This is a genomic window from Thiohalorhabdus sp., assembly GCF_046545655.1.
GTDB lineage: Bacteria > Pseudomonadota > Gammaproteobacteria > Thiohalorhabdales > Thiohalorhabdaceae > Thiohalorhabdus.
In genome coordinates this window covers 20,422-44,727 of the sequence record NZ_JBKGZG010000016.1, presented here as the reverse complement: position 1 = coordinate 44,727, position 24,306 = coordinate 20,422, and the positions used below count along the sequence as shown (strand labels likewise).

Below are 24,306 nucleotides of genomic sequence, written 5' to 3'. Positions count from 1 at the left end.
CCCCACAAACCACAGAGCCTACAACGCTTCCTCATCCCAGATTGTTAAAGAGCGAATCGGGCGGCGACCGGCCTTTGCGCTGCCGTGGCGTCCCGCCCAATGCGGATGCGTATTCTACGTATCGAGCGCCGCTGGTCAAGGGCCTTTCCGGCATTTTTTCGACCGAGCCTTGCCGCGCCGACTCTCCGGCCAGACCGTCCCCGGCCACCGGAAACGGATAAGCCTACGCATCCCCACCGGCCTTGTCCACCCTCTATCGGGGCTCCCGGATCCAGACCCGTGCGAATCGGCGTTTTCCCACCTGCAGTAAATATGGACCGCCGACGGGCAGGGTCCGTTCCCGGTTCGGCTCCTTTTCTTGGTCCACCCGTACCGCGTTCTGCTTGATCATGCGCAGACCCTCGGAGGTGGAGACGACCAGCTCGGCCCCTTTGAGGGCCGCGGGCAGGCGGAGCCCCTCGTCCCCTTCGGCGGTGAGCTCCACCTCGGGGACATCCTCGGGGACCTGCTTGTTCCGAAATTGGGCCTCGAAGGCCTTTTGGGCCTCCTCCACGTGGTCCTCCCCCGCGAAGCGGCCCACCAGCTCGCGCGCGAGCTCCACCTTCACGTCCCGCGGGTTGCGGCCCTCCGCCACTTCCTGCTGCAGCGCCTCCACCGCTCCCAGAGGGCGGTCCGAGAGCAGCTCGTAATACCGCCACATCAAGTCGTCGGAAATGGACATGACCTTGGCGAAGATCTCTTTCGCCGGATCGTTGATGCCGATGTAGTTGTTCAGGGACTTCGACATCTTCTGGACTCCGTCCGTCCCCTCCAGGATCGGCATGGTCAGGATGACTTGGGGGGCCTGGCCGTAATGGCGCTGCAGCTCCCGCCCCACCAGGAGGTTGAACTTCTGGTCCGTGCCGCCCAGCTCCACGTCCGCCTCCAGGTGGACGGAGTCGTACCCCTGGATCAGGGGATAGAGGAATTCGTGGATGGCGATCGCCCGCCCTTCCGTATAGCGGGTATGGAAGTCCTCCCGCTCCAGCATCCGGGCCACGGTGTACTGGGAGGCCAGCCGGATCATGTCCGCCGCGGAGAAGGGGTTCATCCACTCGGAGTTGAACACCACCTCGGTGCGGTCGGGGTCGAGCACCTTGTAGATCTGGGCGGCGTAGGTCTCGGCATTGGCCCGCACCTCCTCGGGGGTTAACGGGGGGCGGGTGGCACTCTTCCCGCTGGGGTCGCCGATCATCCCCGTGAAGTCCCCGATCAGGAAGAAGACCCGATGGCCGAAATCCTGGAAGGCCTTGAGCTTCTGCAGGAGCACGGTGTGCCCCAGATGGAGGTCGGGCGCGGTGGGGTCGAACCCGGCCTTGACTGTGAGTGGCCGGCCCTCGGTCGCGGCGCGCTCCAGCTTCTTCCGGAGCTCGTCCTCCACCAGGATCTCCTCCGCGCCACGGCGGATCTCCGCCATCTGCTGGTCGATACTCACCGGATCCCCGGACGTGGCCAAGGCGTTTTCCTCATCGCTAGGGGTTGCAAGAGGCCCGTAGGATAGCCGAACCCCGGGCCAAGGTTCCATGGTGGGGTAGTTTATGATGTCCTGAACCGCCCTTTCCCTGTCACCCGACGAAACGATTCCATGAGCCAGAATCTCCCCGCCCCCTCCAGCAGCACGGACCCGGTGGACCGCATCCGCGAGGCCTTGGACGAGGGGGACCTCACCACCGTCGAGGCCATCCTCAAGGACCTGCACCCCGCGGACCAGGTCAAAGTGCTAGCCCAGTTCGGGGAGGAGGAGCGGGACCGCTGTCTGGACCTCTACGAGGCCCCCGAGATCGGCCCCCTGATCAGCGAGAGCTACGGGCGGCTGCGGGAGCACCTCCTGGACCACTTCCCCCCCGACGTCCTGGCGGAGGTGGTGCAGGGCCTGGACTCGGACGAGGCCGCCGACCTCCTCCAGGACCTGAAGGACCACGCCGCCGACCGCGTCCTCGCCGGGCTTTCCTTCGAGGACCGGGCCGAGGTGGAGCCCCTGCTCTCCTATCCGGAGGACACCGCCGGGGGCCGCATGCAGCGGGAGGTCTTCGTGGTTCCCGCCAAGACCCGAACCCGCAAGGTGCTGGCGGAGCTGCGCAAGGTGGGGCGCGATCTGGAGGAGCTGCAGGACATCTACCTGGTGGACAACCGCGGCGTGCTGGCGGGAGTGATCTCCATCTTTCAGCTCCTGCGCCTGGAGCTCCACACCCCCGTGGTGGAGGGGGCCAACATGGACCCCCTCTACGTCGCCCCCGAAGAGGACCAGGAGCACGTCGCCTCCCTGTTCCGGAAGCACCGCCTGCACAGCCTGCCGGTGGTGGACGACACCGGCCGCATCCTCGGCCAGATCACCGCCGACGACATCCTCGGCGTGATGGAGGAGGAGGCCACCGAGGACCTCTACCGGCTGGCCAACATCAACGAGGCCTCCGACCTCACCGAGCCGGTCCTCCGGGCCTTCCGGCGCCGGGCCTCCTGGCTCACCACCAACGCGGTCGCCGGCATCCTCTCGGCGACCATTGTCTCTTTCTTCAGCGGCAGCATCTCCCAGCTACCCGCCCTGGCCGCCCTCATGCCCATCGTGGCCAACCTCGGGGGTATGGGCGGGGTCCAGACTGCCACCATCATCGTCCGTGCCATGGCCCTGGGCCACATGGAAGGGGCCTCGCCCGCCTGGGTGACCGCCCGCCAGGCCAGCGTGGGCCTGTTGATCGGGCTCTTTTTCTGTCTGGTCGGTGCGGCGGTGGCCTACTCCATCCTTGGCAGCCCCGGCCTAGCCCTGGTCTTCGGCGTCTCCCTCGCTCTCATCCTGCTGGTCAGCGGCATTCTGGGCTCGGCGATCCCCATCACCCTGAAGCGGCTGGGCTTCGATCCGGCCCTCGTCTCCGGCGGTCTGCTCACCACCCTCACGGATTCCATCGGCTTCCTCCTGTTCCTCGGGCTGGCCTCCTGGTTCCTGTTCTGACTCGGCCAGGGTCGCAAGCCTGCCCTCCCCGCAGTTTTCGCCCGCCCTAACCGTTCCCTGTAACTTTTCCTTCCCTATCCAGGAGCTACGCCCACCCCAAGCGCGGCACTACAGGATTCCCCTTTCCTCCGGCTTCGGAAATCAGGTATACAGGGGCGCCACCGCCTCATCTCACCGGAGCAGGAGACCAACCGGGAATGTCGCGCACCTTTCGTAATCGTAAGGATCTCTCGGACCCCCCTCCCTTATCCAAGGACCCTTCAGGGACAGGATCCCCACCCTTTGCCTCCCCGGAGCCGACCACCCTGCAGCGCCTGGCCCGCTCCCCGAAGGCCCGGTTCCTTGGGTTGGGTCTAGCGACGGTTTTGGCTTCCGGTCTACTCGGAATGATTCCCGATGGCATGCAGGGAAGCTCCGGCTCCGGCTCCGGACCGCAACAGATGACGCTGACTCCCGGCAACGGTACGGGGCAAGGCTCCTCCACCCTACCCAATCCGCTCGCCTTCACACGTCCCGCCGAATCCGGAACAGAAGCAGGGGAAACGGCGGCCGACCCCATTGCCGAAAAAGAGTCGGCCATGCAATGGGAAGTCTACGAGCTGAAAAAGGGGGAGACCCTCTCGCAGATGGGGGAGCGTGTCGGGCTGGGCGCTCGCACCACCTGGGCCCTCGCCCGGGCGAGCCAGGACGTCTTCCCGGTTCAGCGCATGCGGTCCGGCCGGACCATCCGCGTGCACTATAACGACCAGGAGGAACCGGAAGAGATCCGCTACGGGATCGATTCCGGGAGATACCTCGCTTGGCGGCGGCAAGAAGGGGGCGAATACGAGGCCGCGATTGAGAAGTACCCCCGCACCGAGCAGATCCGCACCGCCCACGCCGAGATCGACACGAGCCTACTGGAGGCCGGCGCCCGGGCCGGTCTGCCCGAGGGCATCACCATGGAACTGGCCCGCATCTTCGGCTGGGATATCGACTTTGCCCATGACCTGCGAAAGGGGGACTGGTTCCGGATACTCTACAAGGAGTACTACCGGGACGGCGAGAAGGTGGGAAACGGGCCCATCCTCGCCGCGGAGTTTGTGACCCGGGGGGAGTCCCACAAGGCCATTCGGTTCACCGACGCCGCCGGCAACAGCGACTACTACACGCCCGCCGGTCGGTCCGTTCGCAAAGCCTTTCTACGCAACCCAATGAAGGTCACCCGGATCACCAGCCGCTTCACCAATAACCGCGATCACCCAGTACTGGAAGAGCGTCGCGCCCACAAGGGAGTGGATTACGGAGCCCCCACCGGCACCCCCATCCGGGCCACCGGGGACGGCCGGGTGGTCTTCCGTGGTCGCAAGGGGGGCTATGGCAACGTGGTGATGCTGCGCCACGCCGGGCAGTACACCACGGTCTATGCTCACATGTCCCGCTTCGGAAAGTTCCGCAAGGGCCAGCGCGTCAAACAGGGGCAAACGGTGGGCTACGTGGGGCAGAGCGGACTGGCCACCGGGCCGCACCTGCACTACGAGTTCCGGGTAAACGGAAATCACCGCAACCCGCTCACGGTTGAGCTCCCCGAGGCGGAGCCTCTTCCCGACGAGCACCGCGCGGACTTCGACCGACGGCGCCACCACCTGACCGCCTGGTTGGAGGCCATCGGCGAGGAGGATACCCGGATGGCCGCTACGGAATAGCCAGGCCCGGACTCCGGCGCTCGAAAGCTGAAAAGGCCCGGCCTGAGTCCCCAGGCCGGGCCTTTCTTGTGCGCTTCCGCCCTGTGGCGCCGAATTCGGTGCTACACCCCAAAGGAGGAGCCACACCCGCAGGTAGTGGTAGCGTTGGGGTTGTTGATCATGAACTGGGCGCCTTCCAGGTCTTCCTTGTAATCGATACTGGCGCCCATCAGGTACTGGATGCTCATCATGTCGAGGAGGATGGTCACCCCGTCCTTCTCGACAACGGTGTCGGCCTCCTGGCGGTTCTCGTCGAAGGTGAACCCGTACTGAAAGCCCGAGCACCCCCCACCGGAGACGAACACCCGCAACATAAGATCCGGGTTGCCTTCCTGCGCCATCAGCTCCTTGAGCTTCTCCACGGCGCTATCGGTAAGTTCTATCGGATCGGGAATCTGCTCGTTTTGCTCTTCCATGCCAACCGTGGCTTCGGCCATGGCTTGCTACCTCCGCAAGAGGGATATTCCAAGATACGTCCGGATCGCGTCAAAATGGGCGTCTGGCCAAGCTATGGGATCCGTCCGGGGATGTCAAAATGCTCCGGGATTACCCGGACTCTGTCTTCGCAGGGGCGGACGTGGCCGTCTCCTCCCCACCACCTTCCAGGAGCCCGGGCTTTTCCGTGATCTGTTTAGCCGTTCCGGGGCCGCCGATTTTCCCCTCCTTAGTGGAGGAGACATGGGTACAAGTTCCCGTGATCCCTGCGCCCTCCTCCATCTGAATCACCTCGTAGTACAGGTCTCCATCCACACTCGATTGGGCGTGCAGCTCCAGTCGCTCACTGGCGTGCACATTGCCGATCACCCGGCCGTTGATCACTACGTTAGGGACCTTTACCTCCCCCCGGATCTCGGCCTGGTCGGAAATAACCAGGCGACTGCCGCTCCCGTCCGGGGCGCTCACGGTCCCCTCCAGGGTGCCGTCGATCCGCAGCCCCCCCTCGAAGGTAATGTCCCCCTTGATGGTGGTCCCCGCACCGATCATGGTCTCAAGGGTCCCCCCCGTGTTCACCTTACGTTTCTTGTGAATCATCGTCGTCTTCCTTCTCCTTGGCCTGGACCAGGCGATTCCAGTCATGGGCCTGGCTGAGAAGCTCCCCCAGGCTATTGCGGTCGTAGAGCTGCACCGTAGCCCGGACGGGCTGAGCATTCTCCGGAAGCTGGATGCGGCCCTGGAAATTCTGAAAATATCGGAATTCTGCGTCCATCCCGCGCTTGCGTTGTTCGGACCCCTCCGGGAAGAACCGGGTCTCCTCCTCGCCCTCCCCGTCTACATAGGTGACAACCACCCGGGCAAACCCCCGCACCGGCTCCTTCTTGGCAATCCCCTGGATCAGGCGGAACGAATAGGCGTAGGTCTGGCCCCTGCCGTCCACCCGGCGCACCCGGAAGTCCTGGACGCTTGTGTCGCGTTGGGCCTTGTCGGGATCAAGGATGTTCCGGTAAAAGGCCACTTGGTCTTGGAGCTCGTTGTTGCGGGTCTCCAGGCGGTTCAGCACCTGGCGCAGCTTCTCAAGCTGCCCCGACTGCCGCGCCTTGTCCGATTCAAGATGGGCAACCTGACTGCGCAGCTCCTGGATGGTGTCCTCCATGTTGGATTTCTGGTTCTCAAGGTCCTCCACCCGCGACTCCAGTCCTTCGGTACTATGCACCCGCCAAGTCATGCCGAGCTGGAAGGCCCCCCATAGGGAACCGGGGATGCCGAGCACCAGAAGGGTCACCAGGGCGAAGAAAACCACGCGCCGGATATAGAGCGTTCGCGGCCGGCCCCGGTTGGGGTGCAGTAGAAGGACGAGGGAGGCGTAGCGCTGGTCCACGACCGCCTCAGGGCAGCATGGGGGGCGTATTGAGGCCGGTGGCCTCGGGAAGCCCAGCCATCAGATTCATGTTCTGCACCGCCTGCCCCGCGGCCCCCTTGACGAGGTTGTCGATCACCGAAAGCACCACCAGCTGTTTCCTCCCCTTGGGCTGGTGCACCGCCAGCCGGCACAGGTTGCTCCCCCGGACCGTCCGGGTGGCCGGATGGCTACCGGCCGGCATCACGTCCACGAACGGGGAGCCCTGGAACCGTTCCTCGAACAGCCCCTGCACGTCCACCTCCGGGTCCCGGAGGCGGCTGTAGCAGTCGGCGTGGATGCCCCGGATCATAGGGGCGAGGTGGGGGACGAAGGTGACCTCCACGGGACCCGCGGCCGCCCGAGTCAGCCCCTGCTCGATCTCCGGAAGGTGCCGATGGCCCGCCACACCATAGGCGGACATGCTGTCGGCGGCCTCGGCCAGAAGCAGGTGGGTCTTGGCCTCCCGGCCCGCACCGCTGGCCCCGGACTTCGCATCGGCCACCAGCCCCTCGGCATCCACCGCCCCCGCCTCCAGCAGGGGCAGAAAGGCCAGCTGCACGGCGGTGGGGTAGCATCCCGGATTGGCCACCAGCCGGGCGCCGCGGATGGCCTCGGCGTTCACCTCCGGCAGGCCGTACACCGCCCGCTCCAGCCATTCCGGCGCGGCATGGGTCTCGCTGTACCAGTGCTCGTAGGTCGCCCGATCGGCGATGCGGAAATCGGCGGAGAGATCCACCACCCGCACCCCGCGCTCCAGCAAAGCGGGGACCTGGTGCATGGCGACGCCATGGGGGACGCCGCAGAAGACCACGTCGCAATGCTCCGCGAGGTACCCGGGGTCGGGGTCGGTGAAGTCAAGGTCCACCCAGCCCCGCAGGGAAGGGAACATTTCGGCCACCGGCTGGCCGGCGGCCTTGCGGGAGGTTACGGCAGCCACCTCGGCCTGGGGGTGGGTGGCCAGGATCCGGAGGAGCTCCACCCCCGTGTACCCGGAGCCGCCCAAGATACCCACGCGTAGGGCGGTTTCCATTTCGGTCTGTTACTCCTCGGCGCGCTGGATGCCCGGTTCGATCGGCATCCATGAAACCACAGGGGGGGCGCACGACAAAAGGCCACCGTTGCCGGTGGCCTTTTGCTCGCGCGGGGATTCCCGATCCGGTCACCGCTTGGAGAACTGCGGGCTCCGACGGGCCTTGCGGTGGGCGATCTTCTTCCGTTCCACCTCGCGGGCGTCCCGGGTAAGGAGGCCAGCACGCTTTAGGGTGGGACGAAGCTGGGGGTTGTACTCCAGCAGCGCCCGGGCCAGCCCGTGGCGGATGGCGCCCGCCTGGCCGCTGGGACCGCCGCCGTCCACGTTCACCTTGATGTCGAACTGGTCGCCGGTCTCGGTCAGCTCCAGGGGCTGACGGACGATCATCTGGGCCGTCTCCCGGGGCAGGTAATCCGCCAGGCTCTTGCCGTTGACGCGGATGTCCCCGCTGCCGGGGCGCAAGAATACCCGAGCGGTGGAGCTCTTACGGCGTCCGGTTCCGTAGAATTGCTGCTGTGCCATTCTCGACCTCGATCAGAGTTCCAGCAGCACGGGCTGCTGGGCCTGGTGCGGATGCTCGCTCCCGGCGTAGACCTTGAGCTTCTTGAACATCTGCCGCCCCAGCCGGTTCTTGGGCAGCATGCCGCGCACGGCATCCTCGATGATGCGCTCGGGGTGCTCCGCGTTCTGCTTCCAGAACGGGGTCTCCCGGATGCCGCCGGGGAAGCCGGTGTGGTGGTAGTAGATCTTGTCGGTGTGCTTGGTGCCGGTCACCTGCACGTTCTGCGCGTTGATCACCACCACGTAGTCGCCGGTGTCCACGTGGGGGGTATACTCCGGCTTGTGCTTGCCGCGCAGGCGCCGGGCCACCTCGGTGGCCAAACGACCCAGCCGGTACTGGCTGGCGTCCACCACGTACCAGTTGCGCTGCACCTCGTCCGGTTTCGCCGAATAGGTCTTCATCGAGCCCGCTCCGAAACTCGTTCTTGCTGGGGGAATCCCCGGAGAAAGCGAGTTAGTATAGCCTTCCCGGCCTCCCCGTTCAAGCCGCCTCGGTCCCGGAGGAACGTTCCGCGGCCGCCTCGGCGGTGGAGGGGCGCCACACCAGGGGCAGGAGCCGGGCGGCCGCCGCCCCGATGCCGGCCCACATGAGCGCGGCCCCGGAGCCGGCCACCGGGATCATGTCGAACCAGCGGCCGACCACGAACAGCCAAAGCCCCCCGTGCAGGAGGCCGAGCTGGGCGGACTGCAGCCAACCGGTGCGGATCGGGTGGCCGGTGAAGCGGGGGAGCATGTGCTCGGCCACCCCGAAGATCATGAAGGCGATGAAGCCGTAGGTGAACAGGTGGAACAGGCCGACGCCGCCGCCCAGGAGGTCCCCCCAGCCCACCAGACTGAGGCCCCCCAGGGCCAGGTAGACCACGGCGGCCCGCACCATGTGCCGGGGCCCCCGGCGCATGGTCATGGTGGCCGCCGCCTCCTCGCGCCCCTCGGCGCCCCCCTCCCGGGGCGGGGCGCAGCGGACCAGCTCCCGGGCCTCCTCGGCCCCGGGCACGCCCACCTTCTTCAGCTCGCCGTCCACCAGGGTCGCCGGCACCGTCTTGATGAGCTTCTCGGCGATCACCTTGCGCCCCTCGGGCTGGGCCACGTCCAGGACCTCCAGCTCGAAATCCTTTTCGTCGTTGACCTGGCGCCAGACCCGTTCGGCGCTTGGGCAGACGTTGCACCACTCCGAGACCAGCAGGGTGACCTTCATGGCTCGCCACCCTCCTCCTCGGCGCCGGGGACGGCGCAGCGCATGCAGTAGACGTCGTAGCGGTCCACCCACTCCTTCATGCCGTCCATGGCCGCCTCCCCGGTTACCAGGTTGGCGAGCGCGGTATCCGGATTGTCCGGACGCAGGCGCACCAGCCAGGCGTCGCCGTAGGGGTCGATGTTGACCTGGCCGGGGTCCTGCTCCATGCGCGGGTTCACCTCCACGATCTCGCCGTCGAAGGGGGAGGGGATGCCCCCCGCCCACTTGCTGCTCTCCAGCCGGCCCACCGGCTTGCCGCTCTTGATGTGCTTGCCCGGCTTCTTGAAGCGGGCGTACTGCACGCGGCCGCTCATGGTCTGGGCCGGGTCCGTGATGCCCAGGGTGAAGGTGCCGTCCTCCTCGGGGCGCACCCACACGTAGTCCAGGTCGTAGTAGAGGTCCTCGGGCAGGTCGCAGCCGTGGTAGTTCGCCATGGGTCAGCCCTCCTCCCCGGTGGGGCGCGCCGACACCGAGCGGATGATGTTGTAGGCGAAGGCCGCCATGGCCGCCCAGGCGATCACCCCGCCGGCGAACAGCACCGCCTTCCAGTACCCCAGCCAGCCCGCCACCAGCAGGAGCAGGCCGATGTTGGCCGCCCACAGCTGCAGGTTGGCCAGCCGTTCCGAATAGAGGGGCTTGTTGGCGAAGCGCGGCAGGGTGTGCAGAGCCACCCCGTAGATCATCATGGCCACGAAGCCCAGCAGCATGATGTGGCCGTGGGCCCGGGCCGGCAGGCCCGGCAGGGTGCCCGGGAAGAAGGCCTGATAGACCCCGAAGCCGCCGCCGAGGATGGCGTAGACCAGGGAACAGACGATGAACCAGCGGTTGCGCGGATGCATGCGGGGACTCCCTTACCGTTCCACTCGGGAATTACACCGGAGAGGGGATTGTGCCGCATTGACTGGAATCAAATATACAACTTTTCCAAACCGGGTCTAAACCGGCGACCGCGCGCTCATTCCAGGATCGCGTGGAGCCGTCGCGGGTCGAGGATGCGGATGCGGTCCCCCTCCACGTCGATGGCCCCCGTCTCCCGCAGCCGGCCCAGGACCCGCGAGAAGGTCTCGGGCTGGATGCCGAGGCGGCTGGCGATGGCGGCCTTCTTGGCGGGCAGGTGAACCTCCGTGCCGGGCTGATCCACCCCCTCGGCCTCGGTCTGGGCGAGGAGGTAGCCCACCACCCGGCCAGTGGCGTCTTCCAGGGTGAGGGCGGCCACGTCCTGGACCAGCTGGTGCAGCCGCTTGCTCATGGTGGCGAGCAGGTTGCGGGTCAGGCCGGGGCGGGTGTCCAGCAGGTGGTTGAAGCCTTCCGCGCCGATCTCTACCAGCTCCGCGGGCTCCAGGGCCCGGGCGTCCACCGGGTACCGCTTGCCGGACATGAACAGCACCGCCTCCGCGAAGGTCTCGTTGGGGCCGATGATCTCCACCACCTTCTCATGCCCAGTACTCGCCAGCCGCGAGAGCTGGATGTGGCCCTTGTTCACGACGAAGAAGCTGCGGAAGGGGTCGTCGGCGTGGAAGAGGATCTCCCCCCGGACGAGGGTGCGCGGGTGGGTATACTCCGCCATCTCGGCGAGCACGTCGTCGTCCAGGTCGCGGAACAGGCCCGCCTGGCGGAGCTGTGCGATGACGTCGGACATGGCCTCCTCCGGCGCGGGGCGGCGCGCCCCGGTCACAGGGAATGGGTCGCGTTGCAATCGGCGTCTACCCGGATCTCCCCCGAGAGGCTGACAGCCGCGCCGAACAGGCGCGCCGCCACCTGGTCGGCCATCTCCCGCACCTGCCGGGTGAAGAAATGGTCGGCCTCGGGGAAGCAGAGCCATTCGGGATCCCGCTCCATGCGGGCCCGGAAGGCACGCACGTCGTCCGGGTCCACCACCTCGTCCGCCCCACCCTGCACGATCAGCACCGGGCGGCGCTCCGCCTCGAGGAAGGCGAAGTCGTACCAGGCCACCGGCGGCGCCACCGCCACCAGCCGGCGCACGCGCGCGTCCCCGGCCGCGGCGCGCAGGCCCGCGTAGGAGCCGAAGGAGAACCCCGCCACCCACAGGGGCAGGTCGGGGAACCGGGTGGCCAGGGCGTCCACCGCCGCGGCGGCATCGGCCACCTCCCCCGGCCCGCCGGAGAACTGCCCGGGGCTGGTTCCCACACCGCGGAAGTTGAAGCGAAGGGTGGCGGCGCCGTGCTTGCGCAGGGCGCGGGCGAGGTAGACCACCACCTTGTTGTTCATGGTCCCGCCGTACCGCGGGTGGGGGTGGCAGAGGACCACCGCCGCCCGGGGCGGCTCGTCCGGGGGCAGGGTCAGGCACGCCTCGAGCGGCCCGGCCGGACCGGCCAGATCGAGGAACTCGCCCTTGCCCCCGGAGCAGTGGGCATGCTGGGTTTCAGTCATCGTCCAACCGCAGCCGCGTTACCGGCTCGCCGTTCATGACGTGCTCGAACAGGATCTCGTCGATGTCCTCCGCCGTCCGGTACCGGTACCAGATCCCCTCCGGGTAGACGACCAGGCAGGGGCCCTCGCTGCACCGCCCCAGGCAGCCCGCCTGGTTGACCCGGACCCCGCCGGGCCTCTTCAGGCCCCATTCGTCCACCCGCTCCTTGGCGTGCTGGCGCAGCTCCGCGGCCCGTCCGTCGCCGTTGCAGCTCCTGCGGCCTTCGGTGCGTGCATTGAGGCACATGAATATATGATGACTGTAATAGAATTGACGCATTGGGTATCCATCCTTGCGCTGCCGGGATCGCGGCGACCCTCCCTGGACCGGGGCCGGCCCTCCTTCGAAAGGGCCCGGAAATGATGCCTCTCCAGGGGACGGTTGGGAAGCCGGTCCGGCGGCCTCTTTGTTAGGGCCAACAGCCGCCGAGAGGGTTCCGCCATGCCGTCGCTATTCGTGGAGACCGCCATCCGTCAGTTCGACCGCGCCCTGCGCACCGTGGCCGGCGTCACGGACGAGCAGGCCGACAATCGGTCCTCCCCCGCCCGGGAGGTCCCGGCCCCCAACGCCCCCGGCCCCGGCAGCGGCCAGGCCCGCCACATCGGCCGGCTCATGCGAGTCAACTACGCCGGCGAGGTGGCCGCCCAGGGGCTCTACCTGGGGCAGAGCCTCACCGCCCGCACCCCGGAGGTGGCCGACAAGATGGACCGCGCCGCCCGCGAGGAGCAGGACCACCTCAACTGGTGCAGCGAGCGCATGGCCGCCGGCGGGGTGCCGGCGAGCCGGCTCAACCCCGTGTGGCTCGCCGGCTCCGTGACCCTGGGGGCGGTGGCCGGGCTGGCCGGCGACCGTTGGAGCCTGGGCTTCGTGGCCGAGACCGAGCGCCAGGTCATGCGCCATCTGCAGGGCCACCTGGCCCAGGTCCCGGACAACGACCCGCGGACCCGGGCGGTGCTGGAGCAGATGTACCTGGACGAGCGCCACCACGCGGAATGGGCCGAGGAGAGCGGCGGCCGGCGCCTGCCTCTGCCTATCCGCACCGGCATGCGCCTGAGCTCGAAGTTTTTGACCGTGGGCTCCTACTGGGTGTAGCCCACCGAAGACGGATCCGCCCTTATGACCAGCCCCTTTCCCGCCAGCGCCGGCCCCATCCGGATCCTGGTCGTCGAGGACGAGGAGCCCATTCAGGTCCTCGTGCAGCACAACCTGGAGGCGGCCGGCTTCCGGGTGGAGGTGGCGGGGGATGCCGAGACCGCCCTGGACCGCATGGCGGAGGAGCCGCCGCACCTGGCCATCCTCGACTGGATGCTGCCGGGCATGAGCGGCCTCGACCTGTGCCGGCACATGCGCGGGGAGGGCGCCTACCGCCATATTCCCGTGATCATGCTGACCGCCAAGGGGGAGGAGGAGCACCGCGTCCGGGGGCTGGAGATGGGGGCCGACGACTACCTTCCCAAGCCCTTCTCTCCCCGGGAGCTCGCGGCCCGGGTCACCAACCTCCTGCGCCGCAGCTACCCCGAGCTGCAGGAGGAGGTGCTCACCGCCGGTGCGCTGCGCCTGTATCCGGCCCAGCACCGGGTGCTCTACGGGGACCGGGAGATCCACCTGGGCCCCACGGAGTTCCGGCTGTTGCAATTCCTCATGGCCCATCCCGGGCAAGTCTTCGAGCGCGGCCAGCTCCTCGACCGCCTCTGGGGTCCCTACGCCGAGGTGGAGGAGCGCACCGTGGACGTCCACATCCGCCGCCTGCGGCAGGCCCTCGACCCGGTGGCCCCCCGCGACCTCGTGCAGACCGTGCGCGGGGCGGGGTACCGCTTCAACGCCTCCTAGCCCGCCATGCGCCTGTTCCCCCTCCTCGCCCGCGCGATCATCGCCCTCGGCGTCCTGGTGGCCAGCCTGGGGCTCCTGCGCTGGCACCCGCCCCTGCTCGCCCTGGGTCTGGCCACGGTCGTCGCCGGGGGCGCCGCCGGGTGGGCCTGGACCCGGGCCCGGCTCACCGCCTTGCGGGGCTGGCTGCACTCCCGCGAAGGGGCGGTGGCCCTGCCGGGCGAGAACGCCTGGGACACCCTGGAGAGCGAGCTGCGGTACTACTTCAAGCAGCGCGACCGCCGGCTGCGCGAGACCCGGCGCCGCCTCGGGCAGCTGGAGGGACTCGCCCAGGAGCTGCCCGTGGGCGTGGCCCTGCTCGACCCCCACGGGCGGCTGGTGGAGGCCAACCGCAAGGCCTACGAGCTGTTGGCCGTGGAGCCGGACCGCGGCCATGGCCAACGCCTCCAGGGCTGGCTCCGCGAGCCCGGCCTCCAGCACCTGTTCGCCGCGGAGGGACCCTCCCTCCGCCAGGGCACGGCCCCCTTCCACCCCGACCCCTCCCGGACCCTGGCCTTCACCGTGACCCGCAAGGAGGACGGCACCTTCCTGCTGGTGGTGGAGGAGATCACCGAGCGGCTGCGGCTCCACCGCATGCGGGAGGACTTCGTGGCCAACGTCTCCCACGAGCTGAAAAGCCCCCTCACCAGCCTGCGCGGCTTCGCCGAGACCCTCCTCGGCGACGGCGACCTGGACCCCGAGCAGCGGGACCGCTTCCTCGGCATCATGCACGAGCAGATCGACCGCATGCAGGCGCTGGTGGCCGACTTGCTCACCCTGTCCCGGCTGGAGGGCCAGCCGGCCCCGGTGCCGCCCACCCCGGTGGACCTGGACCAACTGCTCGCCTCCCTGGCGGACCAGTTCGCACCCCGGGCCGCCGAGCGGGGGATCCGGCTGGATCTGCCCGCGCCGGGGTCCGAGGCCGGCCTCCAGTGGTACGGGGAGGCCAACGCCCTGGGCCAGGCCCTGGGCAACCTGATCGACAACGCCCTGAAATACACGCCCGAGGGGGGGCGGGTGGAAGTGCGGACGGAGGCCCGCCCGGGGGAAGTGGCCGTCCACGTCCGGGATTCGGGCATCGGCATCGACCCCCAGCACCTGCCCCGCCTCACGGAGCGCTTCTACCGGGTGGACAAGGGGCGCTCCCGGGCCGTGGGCGGCACCGGCCTGGGGCTCTCCATCGTCAAGCACATCCTGCACCACCACGGGGGCCGTCTGGAGGTGGACAGCACCCCCGGCGAGGGGTCCGTGTTCTCCGCCATCCTTCCCGACCGCCCCCCGGGCGGGGAGGGCCCGGGCCCCTCAAGCGAACGGCCCGCTTCCGTGTAACGATCCTGTAACACGATGGCGGGACACTCTCCCTCGACGCGCAACCGGCTCCAGGAACCGGCCAGCGCACCCACACCCACTGGAGGCACTACCCCATGAAGAATCTGCGCACCCTTGGCGCGACCACGGCCGCCGTGCTCGCCCTCGCCGCGGGGACGGCCGAGGCCCGCGACCAGATCCGCATTGTCGGATCCAGCACCGTTTACCCCTTCGCCAGTCACGTCACCGAGGAATTCGGCGCCACCACCCAGCACCCCACCCCGGTGATCGAGTCCACCGGCTCCGGCGGCGGCTTCAAGCTGTTCTGCGCCGGGGTCGGGGAGGATACCCCGGACATCAGCAACGCCTCGCGGCGCATCAAGCCCGGCGAGCTGGAGCGGTGCGAAGAGAACGGCGTGGAGGATGTCACCGAGGTGGAGATCGGCTCCGACGGCATCGTGGTGGCCAACCGCACCGACGCCCCGCGCCTGGAGCTCACCCGGGAGCAGCTCACCCTGGCGTTGGCCGCAGAGGTCCCCGAGGACGGGGAGCTGGTGGACAACCCCCATGAGCGCTGGAGCGACATCGACCCCGATCTGCCAGACGCCGAGATCCTCGTCTACGGCCCGCCCTCCACCTCGGGCACCCGGGACGCCTTCGAGGAGCTGGTGATGGAAGCGGCCTCCGAGGAGATGGAGGGGTATGAGGGGGGATACACCAAGATCCGCCAGGACGGCCCCTATGTGCCCGCCGGGGAGAACGACAACCTGATCGTCCAGAAGCTGGACCAGAACGCCGACGCCGTGGGCATCTTCGGCTTCAGCTTCCTCGAGGAGAACGCCGATCGGGTCCAAGCCGCCCGGGTCGACGGCGTGGCCCCCGAGGCCGAGGCCATCGCCTCCGGCGAGTACCCCATCTCCCGGAGCCTGTTCTTCTACGTGAAAAACGCCCACGAGGACCAGGTTCCCGGCCTGGCCGAGTACGTGGATCTCTTCCTTTCCGAGAAGATGATCGGCGAGCTGGGCTACCTCAAGCGCCTCGGCCTCATCCCCCTCCCGGAGGAGCGCCGCGAGGAGATGCGCCAGCGCTTCGAGGACCGCGAGCCGGTGGAGGTGGACGACCTCGAGTGACAGCCGGAGGCGGGCAGCCCGGGTCGGCGGGAGGGCTCCCGCCGGCCTTTCCGTGCTGCGTTTATCGGGATAGCGGGCCCCGCAGCGGAAGCCCGCCCCCGTTCCCGGCCCCCGCTCGAAGCGGGGGCCGGGAACGGGGGCGGCGAAGAATTCCACCCGGTGGGGCAGCGTTCCGGCACATGGCCGGTATAATGGCGCCCCCTCACACGTCGGAACCAACGAGGAGCGGTCCTTGACCTCCGGACAAGCCGCCTTGCTCTTCTTCGGTGGCCTCTTCCCCCTGATGGCCCTGGCCTACATGCTGGGGCGGCGCCGGGTCCTGGCTCAGGAGGGTACCGCCCCGCTGCATTCCCGGCCGGGCTTCTACGGCTGGTATGCTGTGGTCTGGCTGGCCCTGCCGGCCATGGCCGTGGCCGTGGGCGCCACCCTGCTGCAGCTGCTCGGCCTCGCCTCGCCTCCCGCCCCCATGATCCTCACCGCCAGCCTGCTGGTGGCCGCCGGGGGCCTGGCGCTGGCCCTGCGGACCCTGCGCCCCTCGCTGCGGGCGCGGAACATCGTGGAGGGCGTGGCCCGCTGGCTGCTGCTGGCCGCCTCCCTGGTGTCGATCCTGACCACCCTCGGCATCGTCCTCAGCATCCTGTTCGAGGCCATTCGCTTCTTCCAGGCCGTGAGCGTCTGGGAGTTCCTCACCGGCACCACCTGGAGCCCCGATAGCTCCTTCCGGGGCGGCGCGGGCCGGGAGGGCGGCGGCGACGCCCAGTTCGGTTCGGTGCCGCTGTTCGCCGGTACCTTCATGATCACCGCCATCGCCATGGCGGTGGCCCTGCCCGTGGGCTTGCTCTCCGCCATCTACATGTCGGAATACGCGCCCAAGCGGGTCCGGGCCGCGGCCAAGCCCACCCTGGAGGTGCTGGCGGGCATCCCCACGGTGGTTTACGGATTCTTCGCCGCCATCACGGTGAGTCCTCTGGTGGTACAGCTCGCCGAATCGGTGGGCCTGGACGCCTCCCACAGCAACGCCCTGGCCCCCGGGGTGGTCATGGGGGTGATGATCATCCCCTTCGTCTCCTCCCTGTCCGACGACGTGATCAGCGCTATCCCCAACAGCCTGCGCGAGGGCTCCTTCGCCCTGGGGGCCACCACATCGGAGACCATCAAGCAGGTCCTTCTTCCGGCGGCCCTGCCCGGTGTGATCGCGGCCTTCATCCTGGCCGCTTCCCGGGCCCTGGGCGAGACCATGATCGTGGTGATGGCCGCGGGGCTGCGCCCCAACCTCACCGCCAACCCCCTCGAGGACATGACGACGGTGACGGTGCGCATCGTCGACGCCCTTACCGGCGACCAGGAGTTCGACAGCCCCCAGACCCTGTCCGCCTTCGGACTGGGCCTAATGCTGTTCCTCGTCACCCTGGTCCTGAACATGGTCTCCATTTACGTGGTGCGCCGCTTCCACGAGAAATACGACTGAGGCCCGAGACAAGCCATGGCCACTCCCGACCCCCACACCGCCAAGCTCCTCAAGCGCCGCTACCGGGCCGAGCGCCGCTTCAAAGCCCTGTGCATCGGCGCCCTGTCCGTGGCGGTCGCCTTCCTGGTGCTGTTCTTCGCCGACATCATCAGCAAGGGCTACCCCGCCTTCCAGCAGGCCAAGATCCAGACCGAGGTCACTTACTCGGAGCGGTCCGTGGAAACGCCGCTGGCGTCCGTGGGCGAGGACGTCCGCTACCTGGTCAGCCGCGGCTTCCTGCGCCAGATCCCCGATCAGGTGGAGCGCGACCCGGAGCTGATGGGAGAGACCGTCACCCGGTGGGTGACCGCCGACACCGACGTGGACCAATACCTCAAGGGCAAGCACAGCAAGCTCTCGGAGGAGGACGAGCGGATCGTGGACCGCCTGGCGGAGGAGGGCCGGGCGGAGCTGGCCTTCAACTGGAACCTGTTCACCGCCGGGGACTCCAACATGCCGGAGATGGCCGGCATCCGCTCGGCAGTGGTCGGCACCCTGTTCACCCTGCTGGTGACCATGCTGGTGAGCTTTCCGGTGGGCGTCATGACCGCCGTCTACCTGGAGGAGTTCGCCCCGGACAACCGCCTGACCCGTGCCATCGAGGTCAACATCAACAATTTGGCAGCGGTGCCTTCCATCCTCTACGGCCTGCTGGGCCTGGCGGTCTTCATCAACTTCTTCGGCGTGCCGCGCTCCTCGGCCCTGGCGGGCGGCCTGACGCTGGCGCTCATGACCCTGCCCATCATCATCATCAGCACCCGGGCCGCCCTGCGCTCGGTGCCCGACTCCATCCGGGAGGGCGCCTTCGGCGTGGGCGCCTCGCGGCTGCAGATGGTGGTCCACCACGTCCTGCCCCTGTCGCTGCCGGGCATCCTCACCGGCTCCATCATCGGCCTCGCGCAGGCCATGGGGGAGACGGCCCCGCTGCTGATCGTGGGCATGATGGCCTTCATCCCCGCGCCGCCGGACGGCGTCCTGGACGCCGCAACGGTGCTCCCCGCCCAGATCTTCAGCTGGGCCTCCCGCCCGGAACGGGCCTTTGCCGAGCTCACGGCCGCTGGCATCATTGTGCTGCTGGCCGTGCTGCTGACCTTGAACGCCGCCGCCGTGCTGCTGCGCAAGCGCTTCGAACGGCGCTGGTAGGGAGAGTCGAACCATGCAACATCCGAATTCCGCCCCAGCCCAGCCCGAGCCCGAGGCAGCCCTCAGCGGCGGCCCGGGCGACGGCTCCGGTCAGCCGGAGAGCGGCAAGCCCCGAACCGCCCCCGTTCACCAGGCGTTGCGCGGCACCGGCGCGGACGATGCTGCCGCCGGGCCGGTGAAGGTGGAGGTCAAGGACCTCAACCTGTGGTACGGGGAAACCCAGGCCCTGCACGGCATCAACCTGGACGTCCGCGAGCGCGAGGTTACCGCCCTGATTGGCCCCTCCGGCTGCGGCAAGTCTACCTTCCTGCGCTGCATCAACCGCATGAACGACCTCATTCCCAGCGTCCACGTGGACGGGGGGATCTACCTGGACGGCCGCGACATCTACGACCCGAGCGTGGACGTGGTCCAGCTGCGCTCCCGGGTAGGCATGGTCTTCCAGAAGCCCAATCCCTTCCCGAAGAGCATCTACGAGAACATCGCCTACGCCCCCCGCATCCACGGCATCGCCAAAAAGGGTGCGGAGATGGACGACCTGGTGGAGACCAGTCTCCGCAAGGCGGGATTATGGAAGGAAGTGGCGGACCGCCTGGACCAGCCGGGGACCTCGCTTTCCGGCGGCCAACAGCAGCGCCTGTGCATCGCGCGGGCCATCGCCGTCAGCCCCGAGGTGATCCTCATGGACGAGCCGGCCTCGGCCCTGGACCCCGTGGCCACCGCCACCATCGAGGAGCTCATCGACGAGCTGCGGCAGAACTACACCATCCTCATCGTCACTCACAACATGCAGCAGGCCGCCCGCGTGGCCCGCTACACGGCCTTCTTCCACATGGGCGAGCTCATCGAGTACGACGACACCGAGACCATGTTCACCAATCCGCGCGAGCGGAAGACCGAGGACTACATCACCGGCCGTTTCGGCTGAGGAGCCTCCAACCATGCAGAGCCGGGACCATCACATCAGCCACCGCTACGACCAGGAGCTGGAAGCCCTGCGGGACGACGTCCTGTACATGGGCAGCAAGGTGGAGGAGCAGATCGACAACGCCGTGCGGGCCCTGACGGAGGCGGACGAGGCCATCGCCGAGGCCACCATCCGCGAGGACCACGCGGTAAACGCCATGGAGGTGGCCGCCGACGAGAAGGCCGTCTCCCTGCTGGCCCGGCGTACCCCGGCGGCGCGGGACCTGCGCTTCGTCATGACGGCCATCAAGACCATCACCGACCTGGAGCGGATCGGCGATGAGGCGGAGAAGATCGCCCGCATGGCCCAGCAGCTGGAGGGCCGGCAGTCCCTGCGGCGTCACCAGGCCATCTCCACCATGTCGGAGGCGGTGCGCAACCAGACCCGCCAGGCCCTCGACGCCCTGGCCGCCATGGACGCCGACGCGGCCCTGCGCATCCACCAGGGCGACGCCAAGATCGACGAGATGTTCGAGGGGATCTTCCGCGAGCTGCTCACCTACATGATGGAGGACTCCCGCCACATTTCCTCCACCATCGACGTCCTGTTCGTGGCCAAGGCCCTGGAGCGCATCGGCGACCACAGCAAGAACATCACCGAGTACGTGATCTACATGGTCCACGGCAAGGACGTGCGCCACACGGACGTGAACCACCTGGACCTGGAGGACGGCGAGCACTAGCCGGGCCCGCCGCGCGGCCCCCTCGCCCGCTCCCGCCCCCTCAGCGGCGCCCCGCCTCCCACTCCAGCACCGGCGGATGGCAGATCATCTGCACCGTGTTGCCGTCCGGGTCGTAGCAGTAGAAGCTGCGGGCCCCGTCGCGGTGCGTGCGGGGCGCCGTCTTCATGGCCACCCCCTGCTCGCCCAGAAAGGCGTACCAGGCGTCCACGGCGGCGAAATCGGGCAGGAAGAAGCCCAGATGGTCCAGGTGCTGGGCGTGGGCGTCGTCGAAGCCCGCCGGCGGGTCGCCCACCCGGTGCAGGGCCAGGTTGTCGGGCCCGGAGCTCAGGTACACGTTGTCGTCGTCCGGGCGCCACTCCACCGCCATGCCCAGCAGGGTCGCGTAGAAGTGCTCGCACTCCGCGAAGTTCCGGACGAACAGGGCCAGATGGCGCATGCCCAGGGTCTCGCCGGGGCGTTGCGACGGCTTGTCTGCGGCCATTTCCTTGCGGCTCCTCCGTTCGGGATGTTTGGTGCGGACGGGCCCGAGCCACTGGGCGCACCCCGCAATGATACCCGGCCGCCGCGGCCGGGTCAGGCCGGGCCTTTCCGTTGCCGGGAAACCGGGAACCTTTCCGCGCCGTTTCCCTCAAAATGCATCCGGTATTTGGGCGCAACGGCCCCAAGCGCGTATCCTGTCGGGCTTCCGGGCCCGACCCGCAACCCCTTTGTGATGGATAGAAATTCGTGATCGAGAACCTGCGCAACATCGCCATCATCGCCCACGTGGACCACGGCAAGACCACCCTCGTGGACCGCCTCCTGCAGCAGTCCGGCACCCTGGATGAGCGCGCTCCCGAGGCCGAGCGCATCATGGACAGCACGGACCTGGAGAAGGAGCGCGGCATCACCATCCTCTCCAAGAACACCGCCATCGACTGGGAGGGCTACCGCATCAACATCGTGGACACCCCCGGACACGCCGACTTCGGCGGCGAGGTGGAGCGGGTGCTGTCCATGGTGGACTCGGTGCTCCTGCTGGTGGACGCGGTGGACGGTCCCATGCCCCAGACCCGCTTCGTCACCGAGAAGGCCCTGGCCCGCGGCCTGCAGCCCATCGTGGTCGTGAACAAGGTGGACCGCCCCGGCTCCCGCCCCGACTGGGTGGTGGACCAGACCTTCGACCTGTTCGACAACCTGGGCGCCAACGACGACCAGCTGGACTTCCCGGTGATCTACTGCTCGGCCCTGGAGGGCTACGCCTCCGAGGATTCGGAGGCCCGCGAGGGCGACATGACCCCACTGTTCCAGACCATCGTGGACAATGTGGCCGTCCCCGACGTGGACCCGGAGGCGCCGTTCCAGCTCCAGGTGAGCGCCCTGGACTACAACAAGTTCACCGGCGTCATCGGCGTGGGACGGGTGACACGGGGCACCGCCCGGCGCAACCAGCAGGTCTCCATCATCGACCGCCACGGCGAGACCCGCAGCGGCAAGATCAGCCAGGTGTTCGGCTTCCGCGGCCTGGAGAAGATCGAGGTGGAGGAGGCCTCCGCCGGCGACATCATCTCCTTCACCGGCATCGACCCCCTGAGCATCTCCGACACCCTGTGCGACCCCTCCGAGGTGGAGCCGCTGCCGGTGCTTACCGTGGACGAGCCCACGGTTTCCATGAACTTCCTGGTGAACAAATCGCCCTTCGCCGGCCGCGAGGGCAAGTACGTCACCAGCCGGCAGATCAAGGACCGACTGGAGCAGGAGCTGGTGCACAACGTAGCCCTGCGCGTGGAGGAGACCGAGGACGCCGAGAAGTTCCGGGTCTCCGGGCGCGGCGAGCTGCACCTGGCCACCCTCATCGAGACCATGCGCCGCGAGGGCTACGAGCTGGCGGTCTCCCGCCCCGAGGTGGTGGTGCGCGAGATCGAGGGCGCCAAGGAGGAGCCCTACGAGCACCTCACCGTGGACGTCCCGGAGGACCACCAGGGCACGGTGATGGAGAAGGTGGGCGAGCGCGGCGGCGAGCTCAAGGACATGGCCCCCGACGGCAAGGGCCGGGTGCGCATGGACTACGAGATCCCCGCCCGGGGACTGATCGGCTTCCGCAGCGAGTTCCTCACCGCCACCTCCGGCGAAGGGCTCATGTTCCACGTCTTCGACCACTACGGCCCGGTGAAGCCCGGCGACTACGGCCGGCGCGTGAACGGCGTGCTGATCGCCATGCAGACCGGCAAGACCGTCGAATACGCCCTGTTCAACCTCCAGGACCGCGGCGCCATGTTCGTGGGCCCCGGTGAGGACGTCTACGAGGGCCAGATCGTTGGCCGCCACGTGCGCGACAACGACCTGACGGTGAACCCCTTCAAGGGCAAGCAGCTCACCAACGTGCGCGCGGCGGGCTCCGACGAGAACGTCATCCTCACGCCGCCGGAACGCCTCTCCCTGGAGGAGGCCCTGGAGTTCATCGACGACGACGAGCTGGTGGAGGTGACCCCCGAGTCCATCCGCCTGCGCAAGAAGCTGCTCACGGAGACCGAGCGCAAGAAGGCCGGCCGCGCCGGCTGACGGCCTGCGGGACGTCCGGCAGGAAGAAAAAAGCCCCGCCAGCGCTGGCGGGGCTTTTTTTGCCGAATGCGGGGGAACCTACTATTCGGCGACCACGTTGGTGGCCTTGGGGCCCTTGGGGCCGGTCTCGCTCTCGAAGGAGACGTTCTGGCCCTCGGCCAGGGTCCGGAAACCGTCGCCCTGGATGGCGGAGTAGTGCACGAAGACGTCGTCACCACCGTCCTCGGGGGCGATGAAACCGAAGCCCTTGGCGTCGTTGAACCACTTCACGGTACCGCTACGCATGAGACACCTCGACAGATTAAGCTGAAAGATAGTGTTCTTCGGTGCCGGCCCCTGCCGGGACCGCGGGCCTCGGACCCCAAGGACCTCCAACCCGGACGCACGTCCAAACACAACACCTGTGTTCGAGTGTACGCCCCTTTTCATCCGGCGCCAACTCTTTTTGCTTTGTTAAAAGGCCGTTATACAGGCGGGGGTCAATTCCAGCGCTGCGACCGGGGCGCGGCGTAGGGGGCTGCAGTCTGCCCTGGCGGGACAGGGGTTGCCCGTCGTTCCGGACGCCCATCCCAGATCGTTGCGGGCTCTCCCCGCGTTCGGGCACAAAAAAGCCCCGCCGCGGGGGCGGGGCTTCAACGAAGTCTGAGCCGGGGGACTTACTGGCCGACGACGTTAGTGGCCTTGGGGCCTTTGGGGCCGGTCTCGCTCTCGAAGGAGACGTTCTGGCCCTCGGCCAGGGTCCGGAAACCGTCGCCCTGGATGGAGGAATAGTGCACGAACACGTCGTCACCACCATCCTCGGGGGCGATGAAACCGAAGCCCTTGGCGTCGTTAAACCACTTCACGGTGCCGCTACGCATAACAAACCTCGACAAAAAAAACGAAAAGATGGCCCCTCGGCGCGAATCAGGAATACGGCGCACAAGGTGCGAATACCAGAAATCCCCCGTCGCCTCGGAGCAAGACTGCACATCCCGAGTCTACGCTTCGTGCACTGTTGTGCAACCGGTTTCTTTCGATCGGGTAGCCATTCGGGGGGCCGGGGGGTGGAAACAACGGGACCCCGCGCGCGGCGGGGTCCCTAGGGGTCTCAACGGACGGGGGTCAGTCCGCCACCACGCGGGTGGCCTTGGGGCCCTTGGGCCCGGACTCGCTCTCGAAGGAGACGTGCTGCCCCTCGGCCAGGGACTTGAAGCCCTCGGCCTGGACGGCGGAGTAATGGACGAACACGTCGTCCCCGCCGTCCTCGGGGGCGATGAATCCGAAGCCCTTGGCGTCGTTGAACCACTTCACAGTACCGGTACGCATCTACAACCAACCTCTACACGTAGGAAAACTCCGACGGAGTCACCACCGCCG

The 24,306-nt window shown here is 68.0% G+C and carries 28 protein-coding genes; 11 read left to right on the top strand and 17 right to left on the bottom strand.

Features of this window, described 5'->3' with window-relative positions:
• Positions 1 to 253: 253 nt before the first annotated feature.
• A complete protein-coding gene (gene tyrS, locus ACLFRB_RS05490) occupies positions 254 to 1,456 on the bottom strand; it encodes a tyrosine--tRNA ligase (protein ID WP_411067999.1) in 1,203 nt (400 codons plus the stop codon).
• Positions 1,457 to 1,624: 168 nt separating this feature from the next.
• Here tyrS and mgtE point away from each other — a divergent pair, with 168 nt between their 5' ends.
• Together mgtE and ACLFRB_RS05480 are read left to right on the top strand one after the other, a co-directional pair.
• The gene (mgtE, locus tag ACLFRB_RS05485) at positions 1,625 to 2,986 is read left to right on the top strand and encodes a magnesium transporter (RefSeq protein WP_411067998.1); all 1,362 of its coding nucleotides are present in this window, start codon (positions 1,625 to 1,627) and stop codon (positions 2,984 to 2,986) included.
• Positions 2,987 to 3,564: 578 nt separating this feature from the next.
• Complete coding sequence (locus ACLFRB_RS05480; RefSeq protein WP_411067997.1) at positions 3,565 to 4,671, top strand: M23 family metallopeptidase; 1,107 nt, start codon at positions 3,565 to 3,567, stop codon at positions 4,669 to 4,671.
• A 101-nt stretch (positions 4,672 to 4,772) separates the two neighbouring features.
• Here ACLFRB_RS05480 and erpA read toward each other — a convergent pair whose 3' ends face one another.
• The 12 genes from erpA to ACLFRB_RS05420 form a co-directional block, all read right to left on the bottom strand.
• Positions 4,773 to 5,126 carry an iron-sulfur cluster insertion protein ErpA gene (gene erpA / locus ACLFRB_RS05475; RefSeq protein WP_411067996.1) on the bottom strand — a complete coding sequence of 118 codons (354 nt, stop codon included), beginning with the start codon at positions 5,124 to 5,126 and terminating at the stop codon, positions 4,773 to 4,775.
• Positions 5,127 to 5,256: 130 nt separating this feature from the next.
• Entirely contained in the window at positions 5,257 to 5,742 is a 486-nt protein-coding gene (locus tag ACLFRB_RS05470) for a bactofilin family protein (protein WP_411067995.1), read from the bottom strand.
• Entirely contained in the window at positions 5,723 to 6,526 is an 804-nt protein-coding gene (locus ACLFRB_RS05465) for a DUF6776 family protein (protein ID WP_411067994.1), read from the bottom strand. Before ACLFRB_RS05465 ends, ACLFRB_RS05470 begins: the two co-directional genes overlap by 20 nt.
• 7 nt (positions 6,527 to 6,533) lie before the next feature.
• Positions 6,534 to 7,577 (bottom strand): N-acetyl-gamma-glutamyl-phosphate reductase, encoded by a 1,044-nt coding sequence (gene argC, locus ACLFRB_RS05460; protein ID WP_411067993.1) that lies wholly within the window; start codon positions 7,575 to 7,577, stop codon positions 6,534 to 6,536.
• A 129-nt stretch (positions 7,578 to 7,706) separates the two neighbouring features.
• Positions 7,707 to 8,099 (bottom strand): 30S ribosomal protein S9, encoded by a 393-nt coding sequence (gene rpsI, locus ACLFRB_RS05455; protein ID WP_411067992.1) that lies wholly within the window; start codon positions 8,097 to 8,099, stop codon positions 7,707 to 7,709.
• 12 nt (positions 8,100 to 8,111) lie between these two features.
• Positions 8,112 to 8,540 carry a 50S ribosomal protein L13 gene (rplM, locus tag ACLFRB_RS05450; protein ID WP_411067991.1) on the bottom strand — a complete coding sequence of 143 codons (429 nt, stop codon included), beginning with the start codon at positions 8,538 to 8,540 and terminating at the stop codon, positions 8,112 to 8,114.
• A 79-nt stretch (positions 8,541 to 8,619) separates the two neighbouring features.
• Positions 8,620 to 9,333: a thioredoxin family protein gene (locus ACLFRB_RS05445; protein ID WP_411067990.1), complete on the bottom strand. Its 714-nt coding sequence runs from the start codon at positions 9,331 to 9,333 to the stop codon at positions 8,620 to 8,622.
• Positions 9,330 to 9,806: a glycine cleavage system protein GcvH gene (gcvH, locus tag ACLFRB_RS05440; protein ID WP_411067989.1), complete on the bottom strand. Its 477-nt coding sequence runs from the start codon at positions 9,804 to 9,806 to the stop codon at positions 9,330 to 9,332. The genes ACLFRB_RS05445 and gcvH overlap by 4 nt, the downstream gene beginning before the upstream one ends.
• 3 nt (positions 9,807 to 9,809) lie before the next feature.
• Entirely contained in the window at positions 9,810 to 10,211 is a 402-nt protein-coding gene (locus ACLFRB_RS05435) for a hypothetical protein (protein ID WP_411067988.1), read from the bottom strand.
• Positions 10,212 to 10,327: 116 nt separating this feature from the next.
• A complete protein-coding gene (locus tag ACLFRB_RS05430) occupies positions 10,328 to 11,011 on the bottom strand; it encodes a Crp/Fnr family transcriptional regulator (RefSeq protein WP_411067987.1) in 684 nt (227 codons plus the stop codon).
• Between the two features lie 32 nt (positions 11,012 to 11,043).
• Positions 11,044 to 11,763: an alpha/beta hydrolase gene (locus ACLFRB_RS05425; RefSeq protein WP_411067986.1), complete on the bottom strand. Its 720-nt coding sequence runs from the start codon at positions 11,761 to 11,763 to the stop codon at positions 11,044 to 11,046.
• On the bottom strand, positions 11,756 to 12,082 hold the full coding sequence (locus tag ACLFRB_RS05420) for a (2Fe-2S) ferredoxin domain-containing protein (RefSeq protein WP_411067985.1): 327 nt from the start codon (positions 12,080 to 12,082) through the stop codon (positions 11,756 to 11,758). Before ACLFRB_RS05420 ends, ACLFRB_RS05425 begins: the two co-directional genes overlap by 8 nt.
• A 162-nt stretch (positions 12,083 to 12,244) precedes the next feature.
• On the opposite strand from ACLFRB_RS05420, the gene coq7 reads away from it, so the two are divergent.
• The 8 genes from coq7 (at position 12,245) to phoU (ending at position 20,406) form a co-directional block, all read left to right on the top strand.
• Positions 12,245 to 12,895, top strand: coding sequence for a 2-polyprenyl-3-methyl-6-methoxy-1,4-benzoquinone monooxygenase (gene coq7 / locus ACLFRB_RS05415; protein WP_411067984.1), 651 nt, complete (start codon positions 12,245 to 12,247; stop codon positions 12,893 to 12,895).
• A 24-nt stretch (positions 12,896 to 12,919) separates the two neighbouring features.
• Complete coding sequence (gene phoB, locus ACLFRB_RS05410; RefSeq protein WP_411067983.1) at positions 12,920 to 13,633, top strand: phosphate regulon transcriptional regulator PhoB; 714 nt, start codon at positions 12,920 to 12,922, stop codon at positions 13,631 to 13,633.
• A gap of 6 nt (positions 13,634 to 13,639) precedes the next feature.
• Entirely contained in the window at positions 13,640 to 14,998 is a 1,359-nt protein-coding gene (locus ACLFRB_RS05405) for an ATP-binding protein (protein ID WP_411067982.1), read from the top strand.
• Positions 14,999 to 15,093: 95 nt separating this feature from the next.
• Entirely contained in the window at positions 15,094 to 16,107 is a 1,014-nt protein-coding gene (locus ACLFRB_RS05400) for a PstS family phosphate ABC transporter substrate-binding protein (RefSeq protein ID WP_411067981.1), read from the top strand.
• Positions 16,108 to 16,339: 232 nt separating this feature from the next.
• Positions 16,340 to 17,575 carry a phosphate ABC transporter permease subunit PstC gene (pstC, locus tag ACLFRB_RS05395; protein ID WP_411067980.1) on the top strand — a complete coding sequence of 412 codons (1,236 nt, stop codon included), beginning with the start codon at positions 16,340 to 16,342 and terminating at the stop codon, positions 17,573 to 17,575.
• 15 nt (positions 17,576 to 17,590) lie between these two features.
• Positions 17,591 to 18,757 carry a phosphate ABC transporter permease PstA gene (pstA, locus tag ACLFRB_RS05390; protein ID WP_411067979.1) on the top strand — a complete coding sequence of 389 codons (1,167 nt, stop codon included), beginning with the start codon at positions 17,591 to 17,593 and terminating at the stop codon, positions 18,755 to 18,757.
• 13 nt (positions 18,758 to 18,770) lie between these two features.
• Positions 18,771 to 19,685 (top strand): phosphate ABC transporter ATP-binding protein PstB, encoded by a 915-nt coding sequence (gene pstB, locus ACLFRB_RS05385; RefSeq protein WP_411067978.1) that lies wholly within the window; start codon positions 18,771 to 18,773, stop codon positions 19,683 to 19,685.
• Positions 19,686 to 19,698: 13 nt separating this feature from the next.
• A complete protein-coding gene (gene phoU / locus ACLFRB_RS05380) occupies positions 19,699 to 20,406 on the top strand; it encodes a phosphate signaling complex protein PhoU (protein WP_411067977.1) in 708 nt (235 codons plus the stop codon).
• Between the two features lie 40 nt (positions 20,407 to 20,446).
• On the opposite strand, the gene ACLFRB_RS05375 is transcribed toward phoU, so the two are convergent.
• Positions 20,447 to 20,887 (bottom strand): VOC family protein, encoded by a 441-nt coding sequence (locus tag ACLFRB_RS05375; protein WP_411067976.1) that lies wholly within the window; start codon positions 20,885 to 20,887, stop codon positions 20,447 to 20,449.
• Between the two features lie 245 nt (positions 20,888 to 21,132).
• Here ACLFRB_RS05375 and typA point away from each other — a divergent pair, with 245 nt between their 5' ends.
• On the top strand, positions 21,133 to 22,947 hold the full coding sequence (typA, locus tag ACLFRB_RS05370) for a translational GTPase TypA (RefSeq protein WP_411067975.1): 1,815 nt from the start codon (positions 21,133 to 21,135) through the stop codon (positions 22,945 to 22,947).
• Between the two features lie 81 nt (positions 22,948 to 23,028).
• Here the strand turns inward: typA and ACLFRB_RS05365 are convergent, their stop codons facing one another.
• The 3 genes from ACLFRB_RS05365 to ACLFRB_RS05355 form a co-directional block, all read right to left on the bottom strand.
• Positions 23,029 to 23,232 (bottom strand): cold-shock protein, encoded by a 204-nt coding sequence (locus tag ACLFRB_RS05365; protein WP_373654373.1) that lies wholly within the window; start codon positions 23,230 to 23,232, stop codon positions 23,029 to 23,031.
• Between the two features lie 371 nt (positions 23,233 to 23,603).
• Entirely contained in the window at positions 23,604 to 23,807 is a 204-nt protein-coding gene (locus ACLFRB_RS05360) for a cold-shock protein (RefSeq protein ID WP_054966827.1), read from the bottom strand.
• Positions 23,808 to 24,051: 244 nt separating this feature from the next.
• The gene (locus ACLFRB_RS05355; RefSeq protein WP_411067974.1) at positions 24,052 to 24,255 is read right to left on the bottom strand and encodes a cold-shock protein; all 204 of its coding nucleotides are present in this window, start codon (positions 24,253 to 24,255) and stop codon (positions 24,052 to 24,054) included.
• Between the last annotated feature and the right edge of the window lie 51 nt (positions 24,256 to 24,306).